Origin of the sequence: Rheinheimera mangrovi, from assembly GCF_003990335.1 — a bacterium.
Classification (GTDB): domain Bacteria; phylum Pseudomonadota; class Gammaproteobacteria; order Enterobacterales; family Alteromonadaceae; genus Pararheinheimera; species Pararheinheimera mangrovi.
In genome coordinates this window covers 3,928,250-3,947,470 of record NZ_CP034683.1, presented here as the reverse complement: position 1 = coordinate 3,947,470, position 19,221 = coordinate 3,928,250, and the positions used below count along the sequence as shown (strand labels likewise).

17 protein-coding genes are annotated in these 19,221 nt (G+C 45.5%); 12 read left to right on the top strand and 5 right to left on the bottom strand.

Annotation, left to right across the window (positions count from 1 at the left end; genetic code table 11):
- Positions 1-16 precede the first annotated feature (16 nt).
- The gene (locus EK374_RS17835; RefSeq protein WP_127025883.1) at positions 17-2,107 is read left to right on the top strand and encodes a M13 family metallopeptidase; all 2,091 of its coding nucleotides are present in this window, start codon (positions 17-19) and stop codon (positions 2,105-2,107) included.
- Between the two features lie 137 nt (positions 2,108-2,244).
- Here EK374_RS17835 and EK374_RS17830 read toward each other — a convergent pair whose 3' ends face one another.
- Positions 2,245-3,093 (bottom strand): alpha/beta fold hydrolase, encoded by an 849-nt coding sequence (locus EK374_RS17830; protein ID WP_127025882.1) that lies wholly within the window; start codon positions 3,091-3,093, stop codon positions 2,245-2,247.
- Positions 3,094-3,723: 630 nt separating this feature from the next.
- Between EK374_RS17830 and acnB the strand changes: the two genes are divergently transcribed.
- The 5 genes from acnB (at position 3,724) to EK374_RS17805 (ending at position 10,524) form a co-directional block, all read left to right on the top strand.
- Positions 3,724-6,321, top strand: coding sequence for a bifunctional aconitate hydratase 2/2-methylisocitrate dehydratase (gene acnB, locus EK374_RS17825; protein ID WP_127025881.1), 2,598 nt, complete (start codon positions 3,724-3,726; stop codon positions 6,319-6,321).
- Between the two features lie 70 nt (positions 6,322-6,391).
- Entirely contained in the window at positions 6,392-6,766 is a 375-nt protein-coding gene (locus EK374_RS17820) for a YacL family protein (RefSeq protein WP_127025880.1), read from the top strand.
- A gap of 181 nt (positions 6,767-6,947) precedes the next feature.
- Positions 6,948-7,286 (top strand): P-II family nitrogen regulator, encoded by a 339-nt coding sequence (glnK, locus tag EK374_RS17815; RefSeq protein WP_008899672.1) that lies wholly within the window; start codon positions 6,948-6,950, stop codon positions 7,284-7,286.
- Between the two features lie 10 nt (positions 7,287-7,296).
- Entirely contained in the window at positions 7,297-8,568 is a 1,272-nt protein-coding gene (locus EK374_RS17810) for an ammonium transporter (protein ID WP_127025879.1), read from the top strand.
- A gap of 1,032 nt (positions 8,569-9,600) precedes the next feature.
- The gene (locus EK374_RS17805) at positions 9,601-10,524 is read left to right on the top strand and encodes a Dyp-type peroxidase (RefSeq protein ID WP_127025878.1); all 924 of its coding nucleotides are present in this window, start codon (positions 9,601-9,603) and stop codon (positions 10,522-10,524) included.
- Here EK374_RS17805 and argR read toward each other — a convergent pair.
- On the bottom strand, positions 10,507-10,977 hold the full coding sequence (gene argR, locus EK374_RS17800; RefSeq protein WP_008899669.1) for a transcriptional regulator ArgR: 471 nt from the start codon (positions 10,975-10,977) through the stop codon (positions 10,507-10,509). The two genes, EK374_RS17805 and argR, sit on opposite strands and share 18 nt — an antisense overlap.
- A gap of 185 nt (positions 10,978-11,162) precedes the next feature.
- On the opposite strand from argR, the gene mdh reads away from it, so the two are divergent.
- Entirely contained in the window at positions 11,163-12,104 is a 942-nt protein-coding gene (gene mdh, locus EK374_RS17795) for a malate dehydrogenase (protein ID WP_127025877.1), read from the top strand.
- A gap of 61 nt (positions 12,105-12,165) precedes the next feature.
- On the opposite strand, the gene ispB is transcribed toward mdh, so the two are convergent.
- Complete coding sequence (gene ispB / locus EK374_RS17790) at positions 12,166-13,137, bottom strand: octaprenyl diphosphate synthase (RefSeq protein WP_127025876.1); 972 nt, start codon at positions 13,135-13,137, stop codon at positions 12,166-12,168.
- A 207-nt stretch (positions 13,138-13,344) separates the two neighbouring features.
- Between ispB and rplU the strand changes: the two genes are divergently transcribed.
- From rplU to EK374_RS17765, 5 genes are all read left to right on the top strand, one after another.
- Complete coding sequence (rplU, locus tag EK374_RS17785; RefSeq protein ID WP_008899666.1) at positions 13,345-13,653, top strand: 50S ribosomal protein L21; 309 nt, start codon at positions 13,345-13,347, stop codon at positions 13,651-13,653.
- An 18-nt stretch (positions 13,654-13,671) separates the two neighbouring features.
- Complete coding sequence (rpmA, locus tag EK374_RS17780; protein ID WP_127025875.1) at positions 13,672-13,929, top strand: 50S ribosomal protein L27; 258 nt, start codon at positions 13,672-13,674, stop codon at positions 13,927-13,929.
- Positions 13,930-14,118: 189 nt separating this feature from the next.
- Complete coding sequence (gene cgtA / locus EK374_RS17775) at positions 14,119-15,276, top strand: Obg family GTPase CgtA (RefSeq protein ID WP_127025874.1); 1,158 nt, start codon at positions 14,119-14,121, stop codon at positions 15,274-15,276.
- A gap of 7 nt (positions 15,277-15,283) precedes the next feature.
- Positions 15,284-15,772, top strand: a complete 489-nt coding sequence (gene folA / locus EK374_RS17770; RefSeq protein WP_127025873.1) for a type 3 dihydrofolate reductase — start codon at positions 15,284-15,286, stop codon at positions 15,770-15,772.
- Positions 15,773-15,849: 77 nt separating this feature from the next.
- Entirely contained in the window at positions 15,850-16,230 is a 381-nt protein-coding gene (locus tag EK374_RS17765) for a DUF3718 domain-containing protein (protein WP_127025872.1), read from the top strand.
- A 69-nt stretch (positions 16,231-16,299) separates the two neighbouring features.
- On the opposite strand, the gene EK374_RS17760 is transcribed toward EK374_RS17765, so the two are convergent.
- Both EK374_RS17760 and EK374_RS17755 read right to left on the bottom strand, forming a co-directional pair.
- Entirely contained in the window at positions 16,300-18,312 is a 2,013-nt protein-coding gene (locus EK374_RS17760; protein WP_127025871.1) for a HAMP domain-containing methyl-accepting chemotaxis protein, read from the bottom strand.
- 103 nt (positions 18,313-18,415) lie between these two features.
- Positions 18,416-19,219 carry a symmetrical bis(5'-nucleosyl)-tetraphosphatase gene (locus EK374_RS17755; RefSeq protein WP_127025870.1) on the bottom strand — a complete coding sequence of 268 codons (804 nt, stop codon included), beginning with the start codon at positions 19,217-19,219 and terminating at the stop codon, positions 18,416-18,418.
- Between the last annotated feature and the right edge of the window lie 2 nt (positions 19,220-19,221).

Genomic DNA, 19,221 nt, shown 5'->3' with positions numbered 1-19,221 from the left:
GGCAGGAACCCTTCGGATGAAAAAAATTACCTTAACAGCCTTAAGCGTTGCGATAGCGCTTGGTCTGGCAGCCTGTGGCAAAGCCCCGGAAACCACCACCACTGAAACCGCAAAACCAGCAGCAGAACAACAAGCTACAGCTGCTGTAGCAGCCTTAGTTTCTGGTGTGGACAAAGAAAACTTTGATTCAGCAGTGCGTTTTCAGGATGACTTCTTTTTAGCAGTGAACGGCGGCTGGTTGAATAAAACTGAAATCCCTGCGGAAAAATCTTCGTACGGCTCTTTCCATGTATTAGCAGATAACTCTCAGTTGGCTGTGAAAGCCATTATTGATGAAGTCGCCAGCCGCACTGATTTAGCTCCTGGTTCAGATGGTCACAAGTTAGGTAGCTTCTACAACAGCTATATGAATGAAGCCAAACTGGAAGAGTTGGGTTTAACCGCTTTACAGCCTCAGTTAGAATTGATTCAGGGCTTAAAAGACAAAAAGCAACTGGCCAGCACTTTTGCCTCACTGCAACGTGATGGCGTGACTATTCCATTGGGGTGGTACGTTAATAACGATGCGAAAAAATCTACTGAATACGCTGTGTATGCCGATCAAAGTGGTTTAGGTTTACCAGATCGTGATTACTACACCAAAGACGATGAAGCTTCGAAAAAAATTCAGGCTGAGTATCAGACTTACCTGCTGGATTTATTCACTTTAGCTAAGCATGCAGACCCTGCAGCTGCGGCTAAACGTGTCTATGCACTGGAAACTGAACTGGCGAAAAACCAGTGGACCCGTGTAGAAAACCGCGACGCGGATAAAACCTATAACAAAGTAGCCACAGCTGATTTAGCTAAAACATTGGGCGAATTAAGCTGGAGCGACTTTGCCGCAGGTTCCAAGCTGAACACTGTGAATGAAATCATTATTGGTCAGCCAAGCTACTTTGAAGCGTTAGGCAAAATTGTGGCTGCGACTGACCTGCAAAGCTGGCAGGATTATTTGACTTTTCACACAGTGAACGATTACGCGGATAAACTGAACAAGGCTTTTGTTGATCGTCAGTTCCAGTTTTACTCCACTACTTTACGTGGCGTAAAAGAGCAAAAACCACGCTGGAAAAAAGCAGTGGATGCCAGTGATTCTGTGTTAGGTGAGTTGACAGGCAAGCTGTATGTGGAGCGTCATTTCAAACCAGAAGCCAAAGCTCATATGGAAAAGCTGGTGGCGAATTTAATCAAAGCCTACGAGCAGTCGATTAAAGATCTGGAATGGATGTCAGAAGACACCAAAAAAGCTGCCTTGGTTAAATTAGGTACTTTTACACCAAAAATTGGTTACCCCAACAAGTGGAAAGATTACTCCAGCCTGGAAATTAAAGCTGATGATTTAGTGGGTAACTTTGTGCGCTCTACGCATTGGGGTTACGATCAGATGCTGGCTAAATTAGGTAAGCCAATCGATAAAGACGAATGGTTTATGACACCTCAAACTGTGAACGCGTACTACAACCCGGCGAACAATGAAATTGTATTCCCTGCGGCTATTTTGCAACCTCCATTCTTTAACATGGCGGCTGAAGATGCAGTGAACTACGGTGGTATTGGTGCTGTGATCGGCCACGAAATTGGTCATGGCTTTGATGACCAGGGCGCCAAGTATGATGGCGAAGGTAACTTACGCAACTGGTGGACAGAACAGGACGAGACCAAGTTTCAGGCTTTGGGTAAAGCCTTAAGCGCGCAGTACAGCAAATATGAGCCGGTACCTGGCCATTTCGTTAATGGTGATTTGACCTTAGGTGAAAACATCGGTGACTTAGGTGGTTTAACTGTAGCTCTGAAAGCCTACCATATTTCACTGGAAGGCAAAGAAGCGCCAGTAATGGATGGTTTTACCGGTGATCAGCGTGTGTTATTAAGCTGGGCTCAGGTATGGCGTTCTAAATACCGTGATGAAGTGATGATCGAGCAATTAGCCACAGATCCACATTCACCAGCGCATTACCGCGTTAACGGTATTGTGTCCAGTCTGCCGGTCTTCTACACAGCTTTTGATGTGAAAGAAGGCGACAAGCTGTATATAGCACCGGCAAACCGTGTGAAGATTTGGTAACTGTCAAACTATGTCTGAATAGTTAGATGTCAGGGCCGCATTGCGGCCCTTTTCTTTTTCTGAAAAGCGGATTTTATCTAAGCTCCTCAAAGCTTAGACTGCGTTGATTAGAGGATTGCGCTTTCCCCTTGTCCTTATTACAAGTTGTCTGAATCAACAAACAGAGTCAGTGGTGTTGTCGTGCTTATATTCAGTGCGGCTTTCGACCAATTGGTGTAAAACGCTGATTGGATAAAAGCATTCACACTGGCGGCGACATCTACAAAAAAGCTGGCAGGGGTCAACTGGCAGTTCGTACAAGCTGGGCAGTGACCATCACAGAAGCTGCAGTGAAAGTACTTCGGCGAATAGCCACATGGTCCCCACGAATAAGCAGCTTCTACCCGATAAAAAGCGCGTTTCCCGGTGCTTTTTTGATAGGCAGCCTGAGCTGCATCTGCTTTGGTGACAAAACAGGTGGTGACATTAAAGCCCCATACCATGTAAGGCAGGTTGATGTTGGCAGCACTGCTGATATTGTAAGGGTCGATACTGAACAATGCATCGGCGAGATTGTTATCCGCAGCTACCGCATAGTGAGCTGCCTGACCACCAGCTGAGTGGCCTCCCAGTACATAATGGTTGATAGCACCGCACTTGCCCGCAGCCCAGGTTGGCATATTAGCTTTGACTTCTGCGACCAGCGCTGCATAAGCCGTGGCGTCAGTTTTGGTCAGGCCACCGACATTGTGATCGATAATCACAGTGGCATAGCCGTAACTGGTTATAGCGCCAGACAGGCTATCGTAACTGGAAGTGGACATTGCAGTACCAACTGCCAGAACTACTACATCACAGCTGGCGCTGCTTGCGGTTGGCAGATGCACCCGCACGCCGCCATTACTCATACTGTAATCGGTATAAGCCAGCACTGTGCCACTACAGAGGGCAGCGCTTAACAGGCTCAGGGATGCCAGAAACTGGCGCAGAGATTGAGTGAATTTCATTGTATTTCCTTGTTGCTTTTGTTGGGATTAAAAGCCATATCGACCTGCCACCTTAGGCACAACAAGGCAGCGCAATGGAGCGCTGTCTCAGCCAGTTTTTACTGCTGATTATTTGGTAGCCCGGGTCCATATGGCCTGGGTTTCGTCCTTGTCTTATGGCATCTTCTATGGGCCCTTCCTTGTTCTGTCGGCTGGAGCTGAGCAGTCGGGTTAGAAATACCACAGTGGCCAATTTCCGTTTAGCCACCAGATCCTTAATTTAGTTATCAGCTTCAGCTGGCACCTGCTTACGTTTTCAGGCGGGTATCAAGCTGTCACGGAGTTTAATGAACTCTAAAGCTATATAAATTGCATTAGCATTAATGGTATGTCAATAAATCATTTTGAGGTTATTTGAACAATTTTAAAGACCTGATCCCTACAGGTTTTGTTCGAAGCAACATCATTTTTGAGAATGATTCTCAACTAGGTGGGGTATTCACGAAAGTTATAGCGACTATAAGCTTGCTTGCTTATACTCAGGTGTCAATTCAGGCGGTTTTTTCTTATAATCCAGCCTGTTCGAGATTCCTGTCTATCGCTGCGGTACTGATACAGTACTCTGTGGCGACCTAACCAGAGGACATTACTGTGCTTCAACAATACCGTGAACATGTAGCCGAACGTGCGGCTCAAGGCATTCCTCCATTGCCACTTAACGCGCAACAAGTAGCGTCGTTAACTGACTTATTGAAAAACCCACCAGCAGGTGAAGGCGAATTCTTAGTTGATTTGTTAGAAAACCGTATTCCACCAGGTGTGGACGAAGCCGCTTATGTCAAAGCTGGTTTTTTAACTGCTGTCGCTAAAGGCGAAGTTTCAAGCCCGTTAGTGACTCCAGAACGTGCGACTGAATTATTAGGCACCATGTTTGGTGGCTACAATATCCAGCCAATGATCGACTTGCTGGATAACCCAAAATTAGCGGCTTTAGCGGCTAAAGGTTTATCTCATACTTTACTGATGTTTGATTCTTTCCATGACGTGAAAGAAAAAGCAGACGCTGGTAATGTGCACGCCAAAGCCGTATTACAAAGCTGGGCTGATGCCGAATGGTATACCAGTAAGCCTGCTATCCCTGAAAAAATCACTGTGACTGTGTTTAAAGTCACAGGCGAGACCAACACTGACGATTTATCTCCAGCTCCTGATGCCTGGTCGCGCCCTGACATTCCTCTGCATGCTTTAGCCATGCTGAAGAACAGCCGTGATGGTATAGAACCTGATGCGCCTGGTTCAAAAGGCCCGGTGAAGCAAATCGAAGCGCTGATTGCTAAAGGTTTCCCACTGGCTTACGTCGGTGATGTGGTAGGTACAGGTTCAAGCCGTAAATCAGCCACTAACTCAGTGCTGTGGTTCATGGGTGAAGACATTCCATTCGTACCAAACAAGCGTACTGGTGGCGTGTGTTTAGGTAGCAAAATTGCACCTATTTTCTTCAACACCATGGAAGACTCAGGTTCATTACCTATCGAGTTAGATGTGTCGACTATGAACATGGGTGATGTGATCGACATTTTCCCACATCAAGGTGTGGTTAAACGCCATGGCACGGATGAAGTGATTTCTACTTTTGAACTTCGCTCTAACGTGTTGCTGGATGAAGTGCGTGCCGGTGGCCGTATTCCTTTGATCATCGGTCGTGGTTTAACAGACAAAGCCCGTGAAGCTTTAGGTTTAGCTCACTCTACAGTGTTTGAACGTCCGGCTGTGACTGAAGTGACCAACAAAGGTTTCACTTTAGCGCAGAAGCTGGTGGGTAAAGCTTGTGGCGTCAAAGGTATCCGCCCAGGCCAATACTGTGAGCCAAAAATGACCACTGTAGGCTCGCAAGACACCACAGGTCCTATGACCCGTGACGAGCTAAAAGACTTAGCTTGTTTAGGTTTCTCTGCCGATTTAGTGATGCAGTCCTTCTGTCACACAGCAGCTTATCCGAAGCCAGTAGACGTCAACACACACCACACACTGCCAGATTTCATTATGAACCGTGGTGGTATCTCCTTACGTCCTGGTGATGGTGTAATCCACAGCTGGTTAAACCGCATGCTGTTACCAGATACTGTAGGTACAGGTGGTGACTCTCACACCCGTTTCCCTATTGGTATTTCTTTCCCTGCAGGTTCTGGTTTAGTGGCTTTTGCTGCTGCAACTGGTGTTATGCCACTGGATATGCCTGAGTCTGTACTGGTGCGTTTTAAAGGTGAAATGCAGCCTGGCATCACTTTACGTGATTTAGTGCACGCCATTCCTTACTATGCTATTCAGCAGGGCTTATTGACCGTTGAGAAGAAAGGCAAGGTCAACATTTTCTCTGGCCGCGTATTAGAGATTGAAGGTCTGGAACATTTAACGGCTGAGCAAGCCTTCGAATTGTCTGACGCATCAGCAGAGCGTTCTGCTGCAGGTTGTACTATCACTTTGTCTGAAGCTTCAGTAGCTGAGTACTTAGAATCCAACATCGTGATGCTCAAGTGGATGCTGAGCGAAGGTTACGGCGACGTGCGTACTATTGAGCGTCGTATTCAGGCGATGCAAGCCTGGTTAGCGGATCCAAAACTGGAACGTGCTGACGCTGACGCTGAATATGCTGCAGTGATAGAAATTGATTTGGCCGATATTAAAGAGCCAATTCTGTGTGCGCCAAACGATCCCGATGACGCCCGTTTACTATCTCAAGTTGAAGGTGACAAAATCGATGAAGTCTTTATCGGTTCTTGTATGACCAACATCGGCCACTTCCGTGCAGCAGGTAAACTGTTAGACAAGTTCAAAGGCCAGATCCCAACCCGTCTGTGGATAGCTCCACCGACCAAGATGGATAAAGATCAGCTGACGGAAGAAGGTTATTACGGTATTTACGGCCGTGTTGGCGCCCGTATTGAGATCCCAGGTTGTTCCTTATGTATGGGTAACCAGGCTCGTGTAGGCGACAATACTACAGTGGTCTCTACTTCTACCCGTAACTTCCCGAACCGTTTAGGTCAGGGTGCTAACGTCTATCTGGCTTCTGCTGAATTAGCTGCTGTGTCTGCTATTATCGGCCGTTTGCCAACAGTGCCAGAGTACCTGGAGTACGCTAAACAGATCGAAACGACGGCTGCGGATACCTACCGCTACCTGAATTTCCATCAGATGAGCCAGTACACCAGCAAAGCGGCCAATGTGATTATCCAGCAAGCTGTATAATTTACAGGCAATAGTGTTTTAGCTAAAAGGCCCGCATTTAGCGGGTCTTTTGCTTTTCAGGAACCATGGCATGGAATTCGATTTTATCTACAACACTGATGCGAAGCGCTACAGTCTGAAGTTAAGTTCTGAGCAGTTGGCATTGCAGTGTTTTTTATTGGATGAGTTTGAGCCTAGGGCGAGCGCTTATCAGTCGCTGCTGGAACAGCTACAGCAGCTGAATGCTCAAAGTCAGTATCAATGGGACGGTAAAGAGTATCGCATGACGGTACAGGCTGCTGAAGTGGTGATTTGTCATTATGCATTGTTGCAGGATGAAAGTCCTGACATAGAGTTGGATCCGGAGCAGGATCTGGAGCTGGATCAAAGTCAGCTTTATGCCGAATGTGGTCTGGAAGATCTGCTGTATTTAGTGCAGCAATGGCAAGAATTTTTACCCGCCTGATTTAGTTTTTTCACCTATAAGCTGCACTCTGGCAGTGAATAAATGCACCTTATTGGTGCGTTTTTTTTGAGCATTTTAAAATTAATTTAGTAACTCATTGAAAAGTAAAGATTATAAATCTTGGCACAAGGTTTTCTTGTCTTATTGGCAAATGCAACAAGACACCATAAGGATAATAACCATGAAACTCGTATGTGCCATCATCAAGCCATTCAAGCTTGACGATGTCCGTGAAGCGATTGCGGACATCGGTATTGAAGGTCTTACTGTGACAGAAGTGAAAGGCTTCGGTCGTCAGAAAGGTCATACAGAACTCTATCGGGGAGCGGAATATCAGGTCGATTTTTTACCTAAAGTAAAATTAGAGATCGCGGTATTGGATGAAAACGTCGAGCGTTTATTGGAAGTGATCCAAAAAGCTGCACACACAGGCCGCATCGGTGACGGAAAAATCTTCGTTTACGATCTAGAACAAGTAGTGCGTATCCGCACTGGTGAAATGGACTCAGAAGCCATCTAAGGGGTAAATCATGCAGGAACAAATTTATCATTTACAGTTTGCGATGGACACCTTTTACTTTTTGGTGTGTGGCGCTTTAGTGATGTGGATGGCTGCTGGCTTTTCAATGCTGGAAGCCGGCTTGGTACGTGCGAAAAATACGACTGAAATTTTGACTAAAAACGTGGTGTTGTACTCAGTATCATGTGTAATGTATCTGATTTGTGGTTACCAGTTAATGTATGGCGGTGGCTACTTCTTAACTGGTATAGGTGAGGTCGATGTGGCACAGACCTTAACCAGTTTTGCAGAACGTGAAAATGGTTTTGAAGGTAAAGCCATTTACTCAAAAGCGTCAGACTTCTTCTTCCAGGTGGTGTTTGTAGCAACTGCTATGTCTATCGTATCTGGTGCTGTGGCTGAACGTATGAAGTTATGGGCTTTCCTGACTTTTGCGGTGGTGATGACTGGTGTGATTTACCCAATGGAAGGTTCGTGGACCTGGGGTGGTCAGTCTGTGTTCGGTTTATACAGCTTAGGTGACTTAGGTTTCTCTGACTTTGCCGGTTCAGGCATAGTGCATCTGGCCGGTGCTGCTGCTGCTCTAGCTGGGGTTCTACTGTTAGGCGCCCGTAAAGGCAAATACGGCAAAGACGGTAAAGCTCATGCATTCCCTGGTTCCAACATGCCACTGGCAGCTTTAGGTACTTTAATTCTGTGGTTAGGCTGGTTTGGCTTTAACGGTGGCTCAGTGCTGAAGTTAGGCGATATCGCAAATGCTAATTCTGTCGCTGTGGTGTTCTTAAATACCAATGCTGCCGCTGCTGCCGGAACTATTGCTGCGATTGGCTTGTCTATGCTGTTGTTCAAAAAGGCAGATCTGACTATGGCATTAAACGGCGCTTTAGCTGGCCTAGTGGCTATTACTGCAGAACCTTCTACACCAACACCTTTAGAAGCCTCTATCTTCGGTGCTATTGCTGGTGTGTTGGTGGTGGGTTCTATCCTGGCTTTAGATAAGTTAAAAATTGATGACCCGGTAGGTGCCATTTCTGTGCACGGTACTGTAGGTTTATTTGGATTATTGATTGTTCCTCTGACCAAAGAGTCGGCTACTTTAGTGGGTCAACTGGCTGGTGCTGCAACTATTTTCGTCTGGGTTTTTGTGGCGAGTTTAGTCGTGTGGTTTGCTTTGAAAATGACAATGGGTATCCGTGTCACAGAGCAGGAAGAATATGAAGGTGTTGATCGTTCAGAGTGTGGTGTAGAAGCCTATCCTGAGTTTGTATCGACAGTAAAGTAGGCAGCCTGGGGAGAGCCGGTGGGGCTTCTCAGGAGCTGGTTGCCAAGCCAGCAGCTACGCAAGTAGCAGTTGGTCTTGGCAACTAAACCCGTACCACCAAATTCGTCTATCCTTGTCCTTTGTCTTTATCAGACAACCCCGGCGGCTTAAGCTTCCGGGGTTTTTTCTTGTGGTCTTAGCCACGGACCTGTGCGCTGTTTTAGTGCAGTCGCCAAATCATTTCGCAAAGAACGCCTGTAATCTAGCAGCTGTTTTCACACAGGAAAAGAGCCTTGGTGGAAAAAACAACATTATTGTTAGCGCAAATACTCTAAAGTGCATCATAGTAGCGCGGAGGATGCATTCATATGGTGCATTTGTGGTGCAGATGACTGAAGTTATGAGGAGATAAAAAGCGGTGTGTTGAAAACAAGGCGGGCCGCGAACTTCGCGGCCCCTAAAACTTGGTGGTGTCCTTCCAACCACTATCCCTGATGGATCATCCCTGTGCTCGTCCTGAACATTCCCACTGCATTCTCGCAGAATCCTTTTCCCTTTAACTCTCATCCTGAGAGTACCTTCTGCCTCCGGCAGAGTCCTTATCCTTTTATCTTCATCCTGAAGATGTATACTCACTCCGGAGCCTGTCCTTTTCATCCTTGTGCTGCCCTGCACAATCCTTTGGTATCCATGCTTCCTGCTGCTACTTCTTGTAGCTTGTCCTGCTTAACATCTTGTTAAGCCGTCACATCCAGCGACGTAATAATTATCGTCTATTTATCGCTGGAAAAGGACCTTGTTTGTTAAATACTTGTAGTGAAACATTATTGCAATCTGTGGTTTGTTACTTGTATTTCTTTATTAATCATGTGCTTATGTGTTTGTTATTGGGGTGTTTCCTGTATTAAAAGCTACATTAGCTTACTGATTTGTGAGATATATCTCACAAGGAAGTAGGGCAATTGTCTGTCTGTTTCTGACCGGTGTGAAAACTACTGACCTATACCAGCCAAATTGGTATGATCGCCTCCCCTTGATTCTGATGAGATGATTATGGCCCGGGAACAATCTGGCATCTGTGCCGAAGCGAACTTGCATTGTTGTTATGTATTGTTGAATGCCTTAGATGGCCACGAGCATTATATACGTCTGCAATTAGCTAAAGTACCTATGTTAGCTGAGCGTCTATCTGATCAGTTTTCTGAGGCGATGCTTAATATTGTTGTTGCTGTAGGGCAAAACTACTGGCCGCATTTGTATCCGGAGCAACAACCAGAACCCTGGCCTGACTTTACGGGAAATCTTGCTGATTTGCCTGTGGTCTCTCCAGATTTGCTGATCCAAATTCGTGCTGATCGTTTTGATGTTATTCACATAGCTACCCAACAAATTTATCATTTGCTGCAACAGCATGTGGATCTGTATGAGCAATTACATGCCTTTCGTTATTTGGACGGCCGTAGCCTGACGGGCTTTCACGATACTCCGGATAATCCTAAAGGCAAGCAACGGCGCTCCTGTGCTTTGATCAGTAACGATCCTAAAAGCGCTATGAGTGCTGGCAGCTATGTGTACATGTTGCGGTATCAATATGACTTGCAGCGTTGGCAGCAACTGACTATGCCAGAGCAGGAAGCTATAATGGGACGTAATAAACTGGATGGACAGTTGTTGCCCTCAGCACAGCGGCAGGCAAACTCTCATGCCGACAAAACTGCATTAGAAAATGGAACAGGCCGCAAACAGATCCTCTGGCAAAACATGCCTGTAGCTGATATTCGTTCTCAGGGTATGATTTCTATAGGATTTTCTGCCAATCCAACGGATGTCGCAAACTGGCTAGTGAATCGGTTAGGAGTGGGGTCAGACAATGCAGATTTGCTGTTGGATTATTGCCAGATTGAAGCGGGGGCTGCTTTTTTTGCCCCCTCAATCACTTTTTTGGAAGATCAGGCCGGTTCAGACCTTTTCAAATAATTCAGTCACTTTGTTTAAGGTGAAGTTGATATTTTTAACACTGGTCGGGGCTATAAAAATGGTGTCGTCGCCCGCTATAGTCCCCAGTACACCTTCAGCTTTACCTACAGAATCCAGTAAGCGGGCAATCAGTTGAGCAGCGCCCGGGCTGGTACGGATAATAATCATCACATCGTTGTGTTCAATATCAAGCACTAACTGCCTCAGCGGGCTTTTAGTAGTGGGGACACCCAATTCAGGCGGCAAACAATACACCATCTCCTGCTTCGCGTTGCGGGTACGTACAGCACCGTATTTGCTTAACATGCGGGACACTTTAGACTGGCTTATATTGTCAAATCCTTCGGCTTTGAGCGCATCCACAATATCGCTTTGTGAGCCAAAACGTTCTTCTTTCAGTAAGGATTTAAACGCCTGGATCAGTGCTTCTTGTTTTGATTGTTTAGTCATCATTTTTAATTAAACTTTTGGTTTTTCCGGCCGTCTTGACCGAACTTGGACTAATACTGTGGTTCAGCAAGTAAATTACACCAAAATCAGATAAAATGCTTAGACTTTAGGCGTAAGTAATTTGTATTTTGTGCCACATTTCAGTATTGTTGGCGCGTTTCTTTTGAACCGTAAATTGGGAGAATAGCATGAAAGTTGCCGTATTAGGTGCTGCTGGTGGTATAGGTCAGGCGCTGTCTTTATTATTAAAGTTAAACTTACCATCTGGTACTGATTTAGCTCTGTACGATTTAGCGCCGGTAACTCCAGGTGTAGCTGTTGATTTAAGTCATATCCCAACAGCGGTGAAAGTTACAGGTTTTGGTAAAGAAGATCTGGATAAAGCGCTGATCGGAGCTGATATCGTAATGATCCCTGCCGGTATGCCACGCAAGCCAGGTATGGACCGTTCTGATTTATTTAACATTAATGCTGGCGTAGTAAAAACTTTGGCTGAAGCCATAGTTGTAAACTGCCCTAAGGCTTTAGTGGGTGTGATCACTAACCCTGTGAATACTACTGTGGCTATTGCCGCTGAAGTGTTTAAGAAAGCTGGCACTTATGATGCTAAGCGTTTATTCGGTGTCACTACACTGGACGTGATCCGTGCTGAAACTTTTGTTGCTGAATTGAAAGGTAAAAATCCAGCTGAAATTATTGTTCCAGTGATCGGTGGCCACAGCGGTACTACTATTCTGCCTCTGCTGTCTCAGGTGAAAGATGTCACTTTCACGGATGAAGAAGTGTCTTCATTAACTTACCGTATCCAGAACGCTGGTACTGAAGTAGTGGAAGCTAAAGCTGGTGGCGGATCTGCAACTCTGTCTATGGGTCAGGCTGCTGCACGTTTCTGTGTGTCTTTAGTTAAAGGCTTAAAAGGCGAACAAGTGACTGAATACGCTTATGTTGAAGGTCAGGGTGAACACGCCCGTTTCTTCGCTCAGCCTATCGTATTAGGTAAAAATGGTGTTGAAGCACTGTTACCTATCGGCGAGTTAAGTGCGTACGAGCAAAAAGCCATGAATGACATGTTAGGCACGTTAAAAGCTGACATCACATTAGGCGAAGAGTTTGTTGCTAACGCAAACTAAGATGCTTTGAATAGAAAAAGCCAGCATTATGCTGGCTTTTGCTTTTAAAGTGAACCCGTTTTTAGTGATTCCGCTGCACTGCGATATCGGCTAACGTCAATAAAGCATCTTTGTAACCAGATTCAGGTAAGAAAGCGATAGCCTGGCGGGCTTTTTCTGCTTCCTGCTCTGCTACAGCGCGAGTGTACTCAAAGGCTTTAGTGTGTTCTAAAATAGCCATAATACGTTCAAGGTGCTGCATACCATTGGCATGTTCAATTGCATCTTTCAGTAGTTGCTGGTCGTCACCGCTGGTATGACGAAGTGCGTATATCAAAGGCAATGTAGGTTTACCTTCCGCTAAATCGTCACCGATGTTTTTGCCCAGTTCGTCAGCATCCGCCTGATAATCCAATACATCGTCAATCAGCTGGAAGGCTGTGCCCAAATGCATACCGTAGAGTTTCATCGCATTCACAACCGATTCAGGCTGATTTGCCAAAATAGCAGCAAGCTGCGTGGCTGCTTCAAATAATTTGGCAGTTTTGCAGTAAATCACCTGCATATAGTTCTGCTCGGACGTCTCCGGGTCGTTGACGTTCATCAACTGCAACACTTCGCCTTCAGCAATAATATTGGTGGCATCAGCAAGGATTTGCATAATCTGCATTTTATCCAGTGACACCATTAACTGAAAGGCTCGTGTATAGAGAAAATCACCAACTAAGACGCTGGCTTGATTACCAAATACGGCGTTAGCTGTCTCTTTACCACGACGTAGCATAGATTCATCTACGACATCATCGTGTAATAAGGTCGCGGTGTGAATGAATTCCACTATAGTGGCGAGGGTAATATGTTGTTGGCCTTCATAACCCAGCGCACGGGCAGCCAATACAGCTAAAAGCGGACGCAAGCGCTTGCCACCACTATTGACTATATAGATGCCCAGCTGATTAATCAGCGCCACCTCAGAGCTAAGCTGAGTGAATATATGTTGGTTCACGGCCGTCATGTCATCAAGACTGAGTTGGCGGATCTCTTCGAGCGTCATCTGGTAAAACAACTGCTTAGGTATAGAATGTGGCTGATTCTACACCATTGCAGCTGATCAGCTAAAGTAAAACCCGATCCTTTTTGTTGCCCACTGATCTTTTTAATAATTGTACTTGCGGGGGTAGGGGAAATTGCGTACAATTCGCGCCCTGTGATTATAATTAACACGCCCTTAAAAGTCGGCGTGCTTTGTACGGAGTTAACTATGTACGCGGTTTTCCAAAGTGGTGGTAAACAGCACCGTGTAACGGAAGGGCAAACCCTTCGTCTAGAAAAACTAGACTTAGAAACCGGCGCAACTATTGAATTTTCAGCTCTGATGATCGCTAATGGCGAAGACATCAAGATCGGTACTCCTTTAGTTGAAGGCAGTAAAGTAACAGCGGAAGTGGTCAACCATGGCCGTGGCGATAAAGTTAAAATCGTCAAATTCCGTCGTCGTAAGCACTACCGTAAACAAGCTGGTCACCGCCAGTGGTTTACAGAAGTGAAAATTACCGGCATCAGCGCGTAATCGAAGGAGTAACTACTCATGGCAAGTAAAAAAGGTGTAGGTAGCACTCGTAACGGTCGCGATTCAGAAGCGAAACGCTTAGGTGTTAAACGTTTTGGTGGTGAGACAGTATTAGCTGGTAACATCATCGTTCGTCAACGTGGTACTAAGTTCCACGCTGGTAGTAATGTAGGTATCGGTAAAGATCACACATTATTCGCCTTAACTGACGGTAAAGTGCAATTCGAAACGAAAGGCGAAAACAATCGCAAGTTCGTAAGCATCGTTAGCGAATAACGACGCATTACTTCGAAAAGCCCCGCCTAGTGCGGGGCTTTTTTATTAAGAATCGATCAAAGGCTGATACTTCAGTGTTCCGAAGGTCAGTTTTGTTGCTTTCAATTCATCCAGACACAGCTAGGCATTCATGCAGGCTGAATTGATAGTATAATGAGCCCATAGTTTTTTTAGATCAGGATAGTCCAGATGAAATTCGTAGATGAAGCGGAAATTCGGGTTGAAGCCGGCGATGGCGGCAACGGTATTGTCAGTTTCCGTCGCGAAAAATTTGTCGCCAAAGGTGGCCCAAATGGTGGTGACGGTGGTGATGGTGGTGATGTTTATTTAATGGCTGACACCAACCTGAACACTTTGGTGGACTATCAGTTTGAAAAGTATCACCAGGCGGAACGTGGTCAGAATGGTATGAGTACCAACTGTACTGGTAAACGTGGTGATGACATGATTTTGCGTGTGCCAGTTGGGACACGTGCTGTGGATATAGATACCGCAGAAGTAATTGGTGATTTGACCAAAAATGGTCAGAAGCTAATGATTGCTAAAGGCGGCTGGCATGGTTTGGGTAACGCCCGCTTTACCAGTAGCACTAACAGAGCGCCACGCAAGAAAACCAATGGTACGCCAGGTGAAGTACGTAATATCCGCTTAGAACTGCTGTTATTAGCGGATGTAGGCCTATTAGGCCTGCCGAATGCTGGTAAGTCGACTCTGATCCGTGCTGTATCTTCTGCCAAGCCAAAAGTAGCTGATTATCCTTTTACAACCTTGGTACCAAATCTGGGAGTTGTCAGGGTAGAAAGCCACCGCTCTTTTGTAATAGCAGATATTCCCGGTTTGATTGAGGGCGCTGCAGAAGGTGCTGGCTTGGGTATTCAGTTCTTAAAGCACTTAGAGCGTTGTCGTTTGCTGTTGCATGTTGTAGACGTGCTGCCAGCTGATGGTTCAGATCCGGCTGAAAATGCTGTGACTATTTTAAAAGAATTGGATAAATACAGTGACAAGCTGGCCAACAAACCACGCTGGTTAGTGTTTAACAAACTGGATTTAGTGTTGGAAGATGAGCTGGAAGACGTGATTGAGCGAGTCACTAAAGCCATCAATTGGCAAGGCGAGGTCCATAAGATTGCTGCTGCCAGCCGCACTAATACCGAGCGTTTAGCGGCAGATATCCTGAATTATATTGAATTGCTACCCGTTGAAAAACCAAAAGAGCAGGTGGAAGACGCTGTAAACTTCAAATGGGATGATTATCACACCGATGTGTTGTCTATTGCTGATGACCTGGATGATGATGATGATTTCGACGAAGACGATTACGACGTTGAAGTCATTTACCGGCGTTGAGGTTAGCATGCGGATAGCAATGATAGCGGCTATGGCCAATAACAGAGTCATCGGCAAAGATAACCAAATGCCCTGGCATTTACCGGCTGATCTGAAGCATTTTAAAAAAGTGACTTTAGGCAAGCCGGTGATTATGGGCCGTAAAACTTATCAATCTATTGGTAAGGCGCTGCCTGGCCGCCGTAACATAGTGATCAGCAGGCAGAGTGGTGCACTCAGTACTGATGCCGATTGGGTGCAAAGCATCGAACAGGCGCTGGCTCTAGTGCAGCATGAAGCAGAAGTGATGATTATAGGCGGTGCTGAGATTTATCGTCAGGTACTGCCTATGGCCGATACGCTTTATATTACCGATATTGATTTAACTGTAGAGGGAGATGCCTTTTTCCCTGATTATCAGGCTGCAGGTCGTTGGTACGAATCAGCATCAGAACGACATCAAGCTGATGCACAAAATCCTCATCCATACCAATTCCGCATCCTGAACAGAGAATGAACAGGACTTCATTGCACCTGCTGCGACATGTTGTTACTATGGATTTGTCTGTTTTTTGACTGCTTCAGGAGTAATGTATGAAATTGTTGCCAGCAGTGTTCTGTGGTGTTGTGGTGGCAGGTGCAGTATTAGTGTCCCCAGTGGTACATGCTGACGACCAGCTAGCTGCTTCGATGTGTGATTATGTCAAGGCTGACGATAAGAATAGATTACGCAAAGTATTAAGTGATTACCGCCTGCGTTTACGTAATATCTATGATGGTGTGACGTGTAACGGAGACAGCTTAGTGCGTTTTGCGATCAAAAATAATGCGGCTGATGTGGGGGAGTTTATTGTGAAACAGTTACCTGCCGCTCAGGTTGCAGCATCCGGTGATATCGCATGGGCTGAAGGCAATGGTTTTGCTGCCTCTCCTGTACTTAAAGTATTAAAGGAACGTGCAGGTGGTGGTGAATAATTACTCCTACCAAGCCCAATAAAAAAATCCGCCATACGGCGGATTTTTTTTACTGACTACCTAACCAGCTCAGACTTTGAACTGCTCTACAGATTGACGTAGTTCTTCAGCTAAACGCGCTACTTCATGGCTGGATTGAGACGTTTGTTCAGCACCTGAAGCTGTTTGTTCTGCGATAGTGACAATTGACTCTAATAAATGACTTATTTCGTTAGACACCTGATTCTGTTCTTTAGCTGCATGAGAGATTTGTTCGCTCATATCATGGGCTAAGTGGACCGCATTGGTGATAGATTCCAAAGCCTGAGCTGCAACTTCAGTTTGAGTCACACAATTTTCAGCCTGCTTTTTACCTTTGTTCATTGCTTCTACAGCTGCATGAGCACCGGTTTGCAGGACTTGAATCATGGCTTGAATTTCCTGAGTCGAAGCCTGAGTTTTACTGGCCAAAGAACGTACTTCATCAGCTACCACCGCAAAACCACGACCTTGTTCACCTGCGCGGGCTGCTTCAATAGCGGCGTTTAATGCCAGTAAGTTGGTTTGTTCTGCAATGCCACGGATCACATCAAGGATACTACCGATTGATGCGCTGTCTTTATGCAGTTTATTGATCACAGTTGATGCCTGATCGACTTCTTTTGATAACTGCAGTATGGTCTGCTTGTTATTTTCAGAAATCACTTTCACGCGCTCGGCTTCGCTGTCCGCATTTTTGATTTCAGCCAACGCATCGTTTGAGCTTTGCATGACGCCTTGAGAAGTGCTACTCATCTCAGTAGTGGCTGTAGCGGCTTGAGTGACCTGAGACTTCTGTTCACGAATAGCTGTAGTGGTTTCCACTGTAATAGCTGAAGTCTGTTCTGAAGCTGCGGCAAGCTGCGTAGAACGGGAAATAATGCCTTGGATCAATTGGCGCAAGTTGGTAATAACCTGATTACAGTTACGGGCCAGATCGCCAAATTCATCGTGTGAGGAATCATCTAGTCTCTTGGTCAAATCACCTGAAGCAACTACACCTAAAATTTCATTTACTTTGGCTAATGGGGTAGTAATGCTGCGCACTGTCAGCATAGCTATACCTATAGCTAAACCAATAGAAATCAGCACAACAAGAAAAATTGTAGTAATAGCACCAGATACATCAGATGCTGCCTCGGCCTGAATTTCGCCTGCAACGGTACGAGCGCGGGATAGTAAGCGATTTAATCCATCTAACGCAGTTTTATTGTGAGCTTCCGCCTGAGTCAATAGTTTCTGAGCTTCGGCTGATGCCGCTAACATTTGTGCTTTTAATGCCAGGATGCCTTCATCACCAGCTAATAAATCATTAATAGCAGTAATTTTTTCGTCTAAATCGGCCACCATATCAACATTGGAACCCGCCTCGGTTTTGATGGTGCTCATTTGTTGATTTACACCTTCCAAACGAGACTTTACTTCGTTGGATATGGTGTCTGCCGTAGTAGCAGAAGTGGTACGGGTTAAATCTACAACTACGCTGACTAAGGTATTTAATCCTGTTTCAAGATCAGTGGCCGCTTTGCTTGCTTGCGGGAAACGACGGGTTACATCTCGGACGTCACTGAAATCTAACAGCAAGGATGCTGAGTCATCTGAATTTAACTCTACATCTGATAATTGGGAGGCAATTTGGTCACGTAAGGTTAGGCTTTTACTCAGTTCTGCAAATAGCTTTTTGCTGACAGGGGTAAATTCGGTATAAGCCGCTGATACATCCTTAAACGAATTCGTCAGAGTTTCTTCCTCTGCTACTACAGTTTGTAATGCTTTAGCTGCTGTATCGTACAACACCTGTTCTGCAACGAACTGAGTCTCTAAATCTTTGACCTGTTTCACTTCAGTGGCATAAAACGCCTGCAGACTGACCTTGCTCATTTTGACAAATTCGCTTTGCAGCACTGCGCTATTTTCTAAAGCTGGGATCGAGATTTCATTTACTTGCGTGGTTGAGGTGTTGATACTATCCAAGCTCTTGTACGAGGTAATACCGATCACCAGCAGTAGGAGTGAAATTACACCAAAACCACCAATAATCCGAAGTGCTACCGTTAACTTCATAACCTTACTCCCAGTATCCAGGCTAAAAGGGCATCATTGGCCCTGTCACCACACAATAAACAATTCAAAATACATCATTTTGAAACAGCGTTGCATTATAGCGTTATTTTTGGTCAGAAACACTATAACGCTGTGCTGTCTCAATACAATAGGCCGTTAAATAATTTCCCCAAACACATCCGGTATCCAGCGCATGAATTCCTGCTACAGGGCTATATCCCATCAAGGCTGCCCAGTGCCCAAAAAAAATCTGTGGATGAGATTTATGTTGCCAAAACTGATACCAGGGGATCAGATTACTCACTTTATCCGGATGGCGCTTTTCTTTGAGTTCAAGTGCGCCATTGGTCAGACAAAATCGCATTCTGGTACAACTGTTAATGGTAAAACGCCATCTGTCTTCCTCAGACTGTACTTCTGACCACAGAGCAGGAGTATTTCCGTACATGGCAGCGAATAGTTTTTCCGGAGTTTCTTTAAGTACAGCACTAACTTCCGCTGCAGCATTTAAGGCGGTACTCAGGGGCCAATCGGGCGCCAGACCCGCATGAACCATCAGCAGTTGTCGTTCCGTTTCAAAATGCATTAGAGGTTGTTGCTGTAGCCAATGGGTCAGCTCAGCTAAGTCGGGAGCATTGAATAGTTCGCTGAGTTGATCTTTGGTATCTACTTTTGCAAAACCAAACACGCAAGCCAAAAAATGCAGGTCATGATTTCCCAGCACCACTTTGGCCTTATTGCCCAAAGAGCGAATAAACCTTAGCGTCGCCAATGAATCCGGGCCTCTTGCGACTAAATCACCACAAAACCACAGTTGATCCTGGTTTGGATCAAACTGAATTTTTTTTAACAAGTATTGCAGCTGTTTAAAGCAGCCCTGGACATCACCTATCACGTAGCTTGGCATGA

Excerpts from the sequence above, each read along its gene's own strand:
- argR (WP_008899669.1), bottom strand. The coding sequence starts at position 10,977 with ATGATGACTAAACAATCAAAACAAGAAGCACTGATCCAGGCGTTTAAA.
- EK374_RS17805 (WP_127025878.1), top strand. The coding sequence starts at position 9,601 with ATGGCCCGGGAACAATCTGGCATCTGTGCCGAAGCGAACTTGCATTGT.
- EK374_RS17820 (WP_127025880.1), top strand. The coding sequence starts at position 6,392 with ATGGAATTCGATTTTATCTACAACACTGATGCGAAGCGCTACAGTCTG.
- EK374_RS17760 (WP_127025871.1), bottom strand. The coding sequence starts at position 18,312 with ATGAAGTTAACGGTAGCACTTCGGATTATTGGTGGTTTTGGTGTAATT.
- cgtA (WP_127025874.1), top strand. The coding sequence starts at position 14,119 with ATGAAATTCGTAGATGAAGCGGAAATTCGGGTTGAAGCCGGCGATGGC.
- rpmA (WP_127025875.1), top strand. The coding sequence starts at position 13,672 with ATGGCAAGTAAAAAAGGTGTAGGTAGCACTCGTAACGGTCGCGATTCA.
- EK374_RS17765 (WP_127025872.1), top strand. The coding sequence starts at position 15,850 with ATGAAATTGTTGCCAGCAGTGTTCTGTGGTGTTGTGGTGGCAGGTGCA.
- ispB (WP_127025876.1), bottom strand. The coding sequence starts at position 13,137 with ATGACGCTCGAAGAGATCCGCCAACTCAGTCTTGATGACATGACGGCC.
- rplU (WP_008899666.1), top strand. The coding sequence starts at position 13,345 with ATGTACGCGGTTTTCCAAAGTGGTGGTAAACAGCACCGTGTAACGGAA.
- glnK (WP_008899672.1), top strand. The coding sequence starts at position 6,948 with ATGAAACTCGTATGTGCCATCATCAAGCCATTCAAGCTTGACGATGTC.
- EK374_RS17755 (WP_127025870.1), bottom strand. The coding sequence starts at position 19,219 with ATGCCAAGCTACGTGATAGGTGATGTCCAGGGCTGCTTTAAACAGCTG.
- EK374_RS17830 (WP_127025882.1), bottom strand. The coding sequence starts at position 3,093 with ATGAAATTCACTCAATCTCTGCGCCAGTTTCTGGCATCCCTGAGCCTG.
- EK374_RS17835 (WP_127025883.1), top strand. The coding sequence starts at position 17 with ATGAAAAAAATTACCTTAACAGCCTTAAGCGTTGCGATAGCGCTTGGT.
- mdh (WP_127025877.1), top strand. The coding sequence starts at position 11,163 with ATGAAAGTTGCCGTATTAGGTGCTGCTGGTGGTATAGGTCAGGCGCTG.
- folA (WP_127025873.1), top strand. The coding sequence starts at position 15,284 with ATGCGGATAGCAATGATAGCGGCTATGGCCAATAACAGAGTCATCGGC.
- EK374_RS17810 (WP_127025879.1), top strand. The coding sequence starts at position 7,297 with ATGCAGGAACAAATTTATCATTTACAGTTTGCGATGGACACCTTTTAC.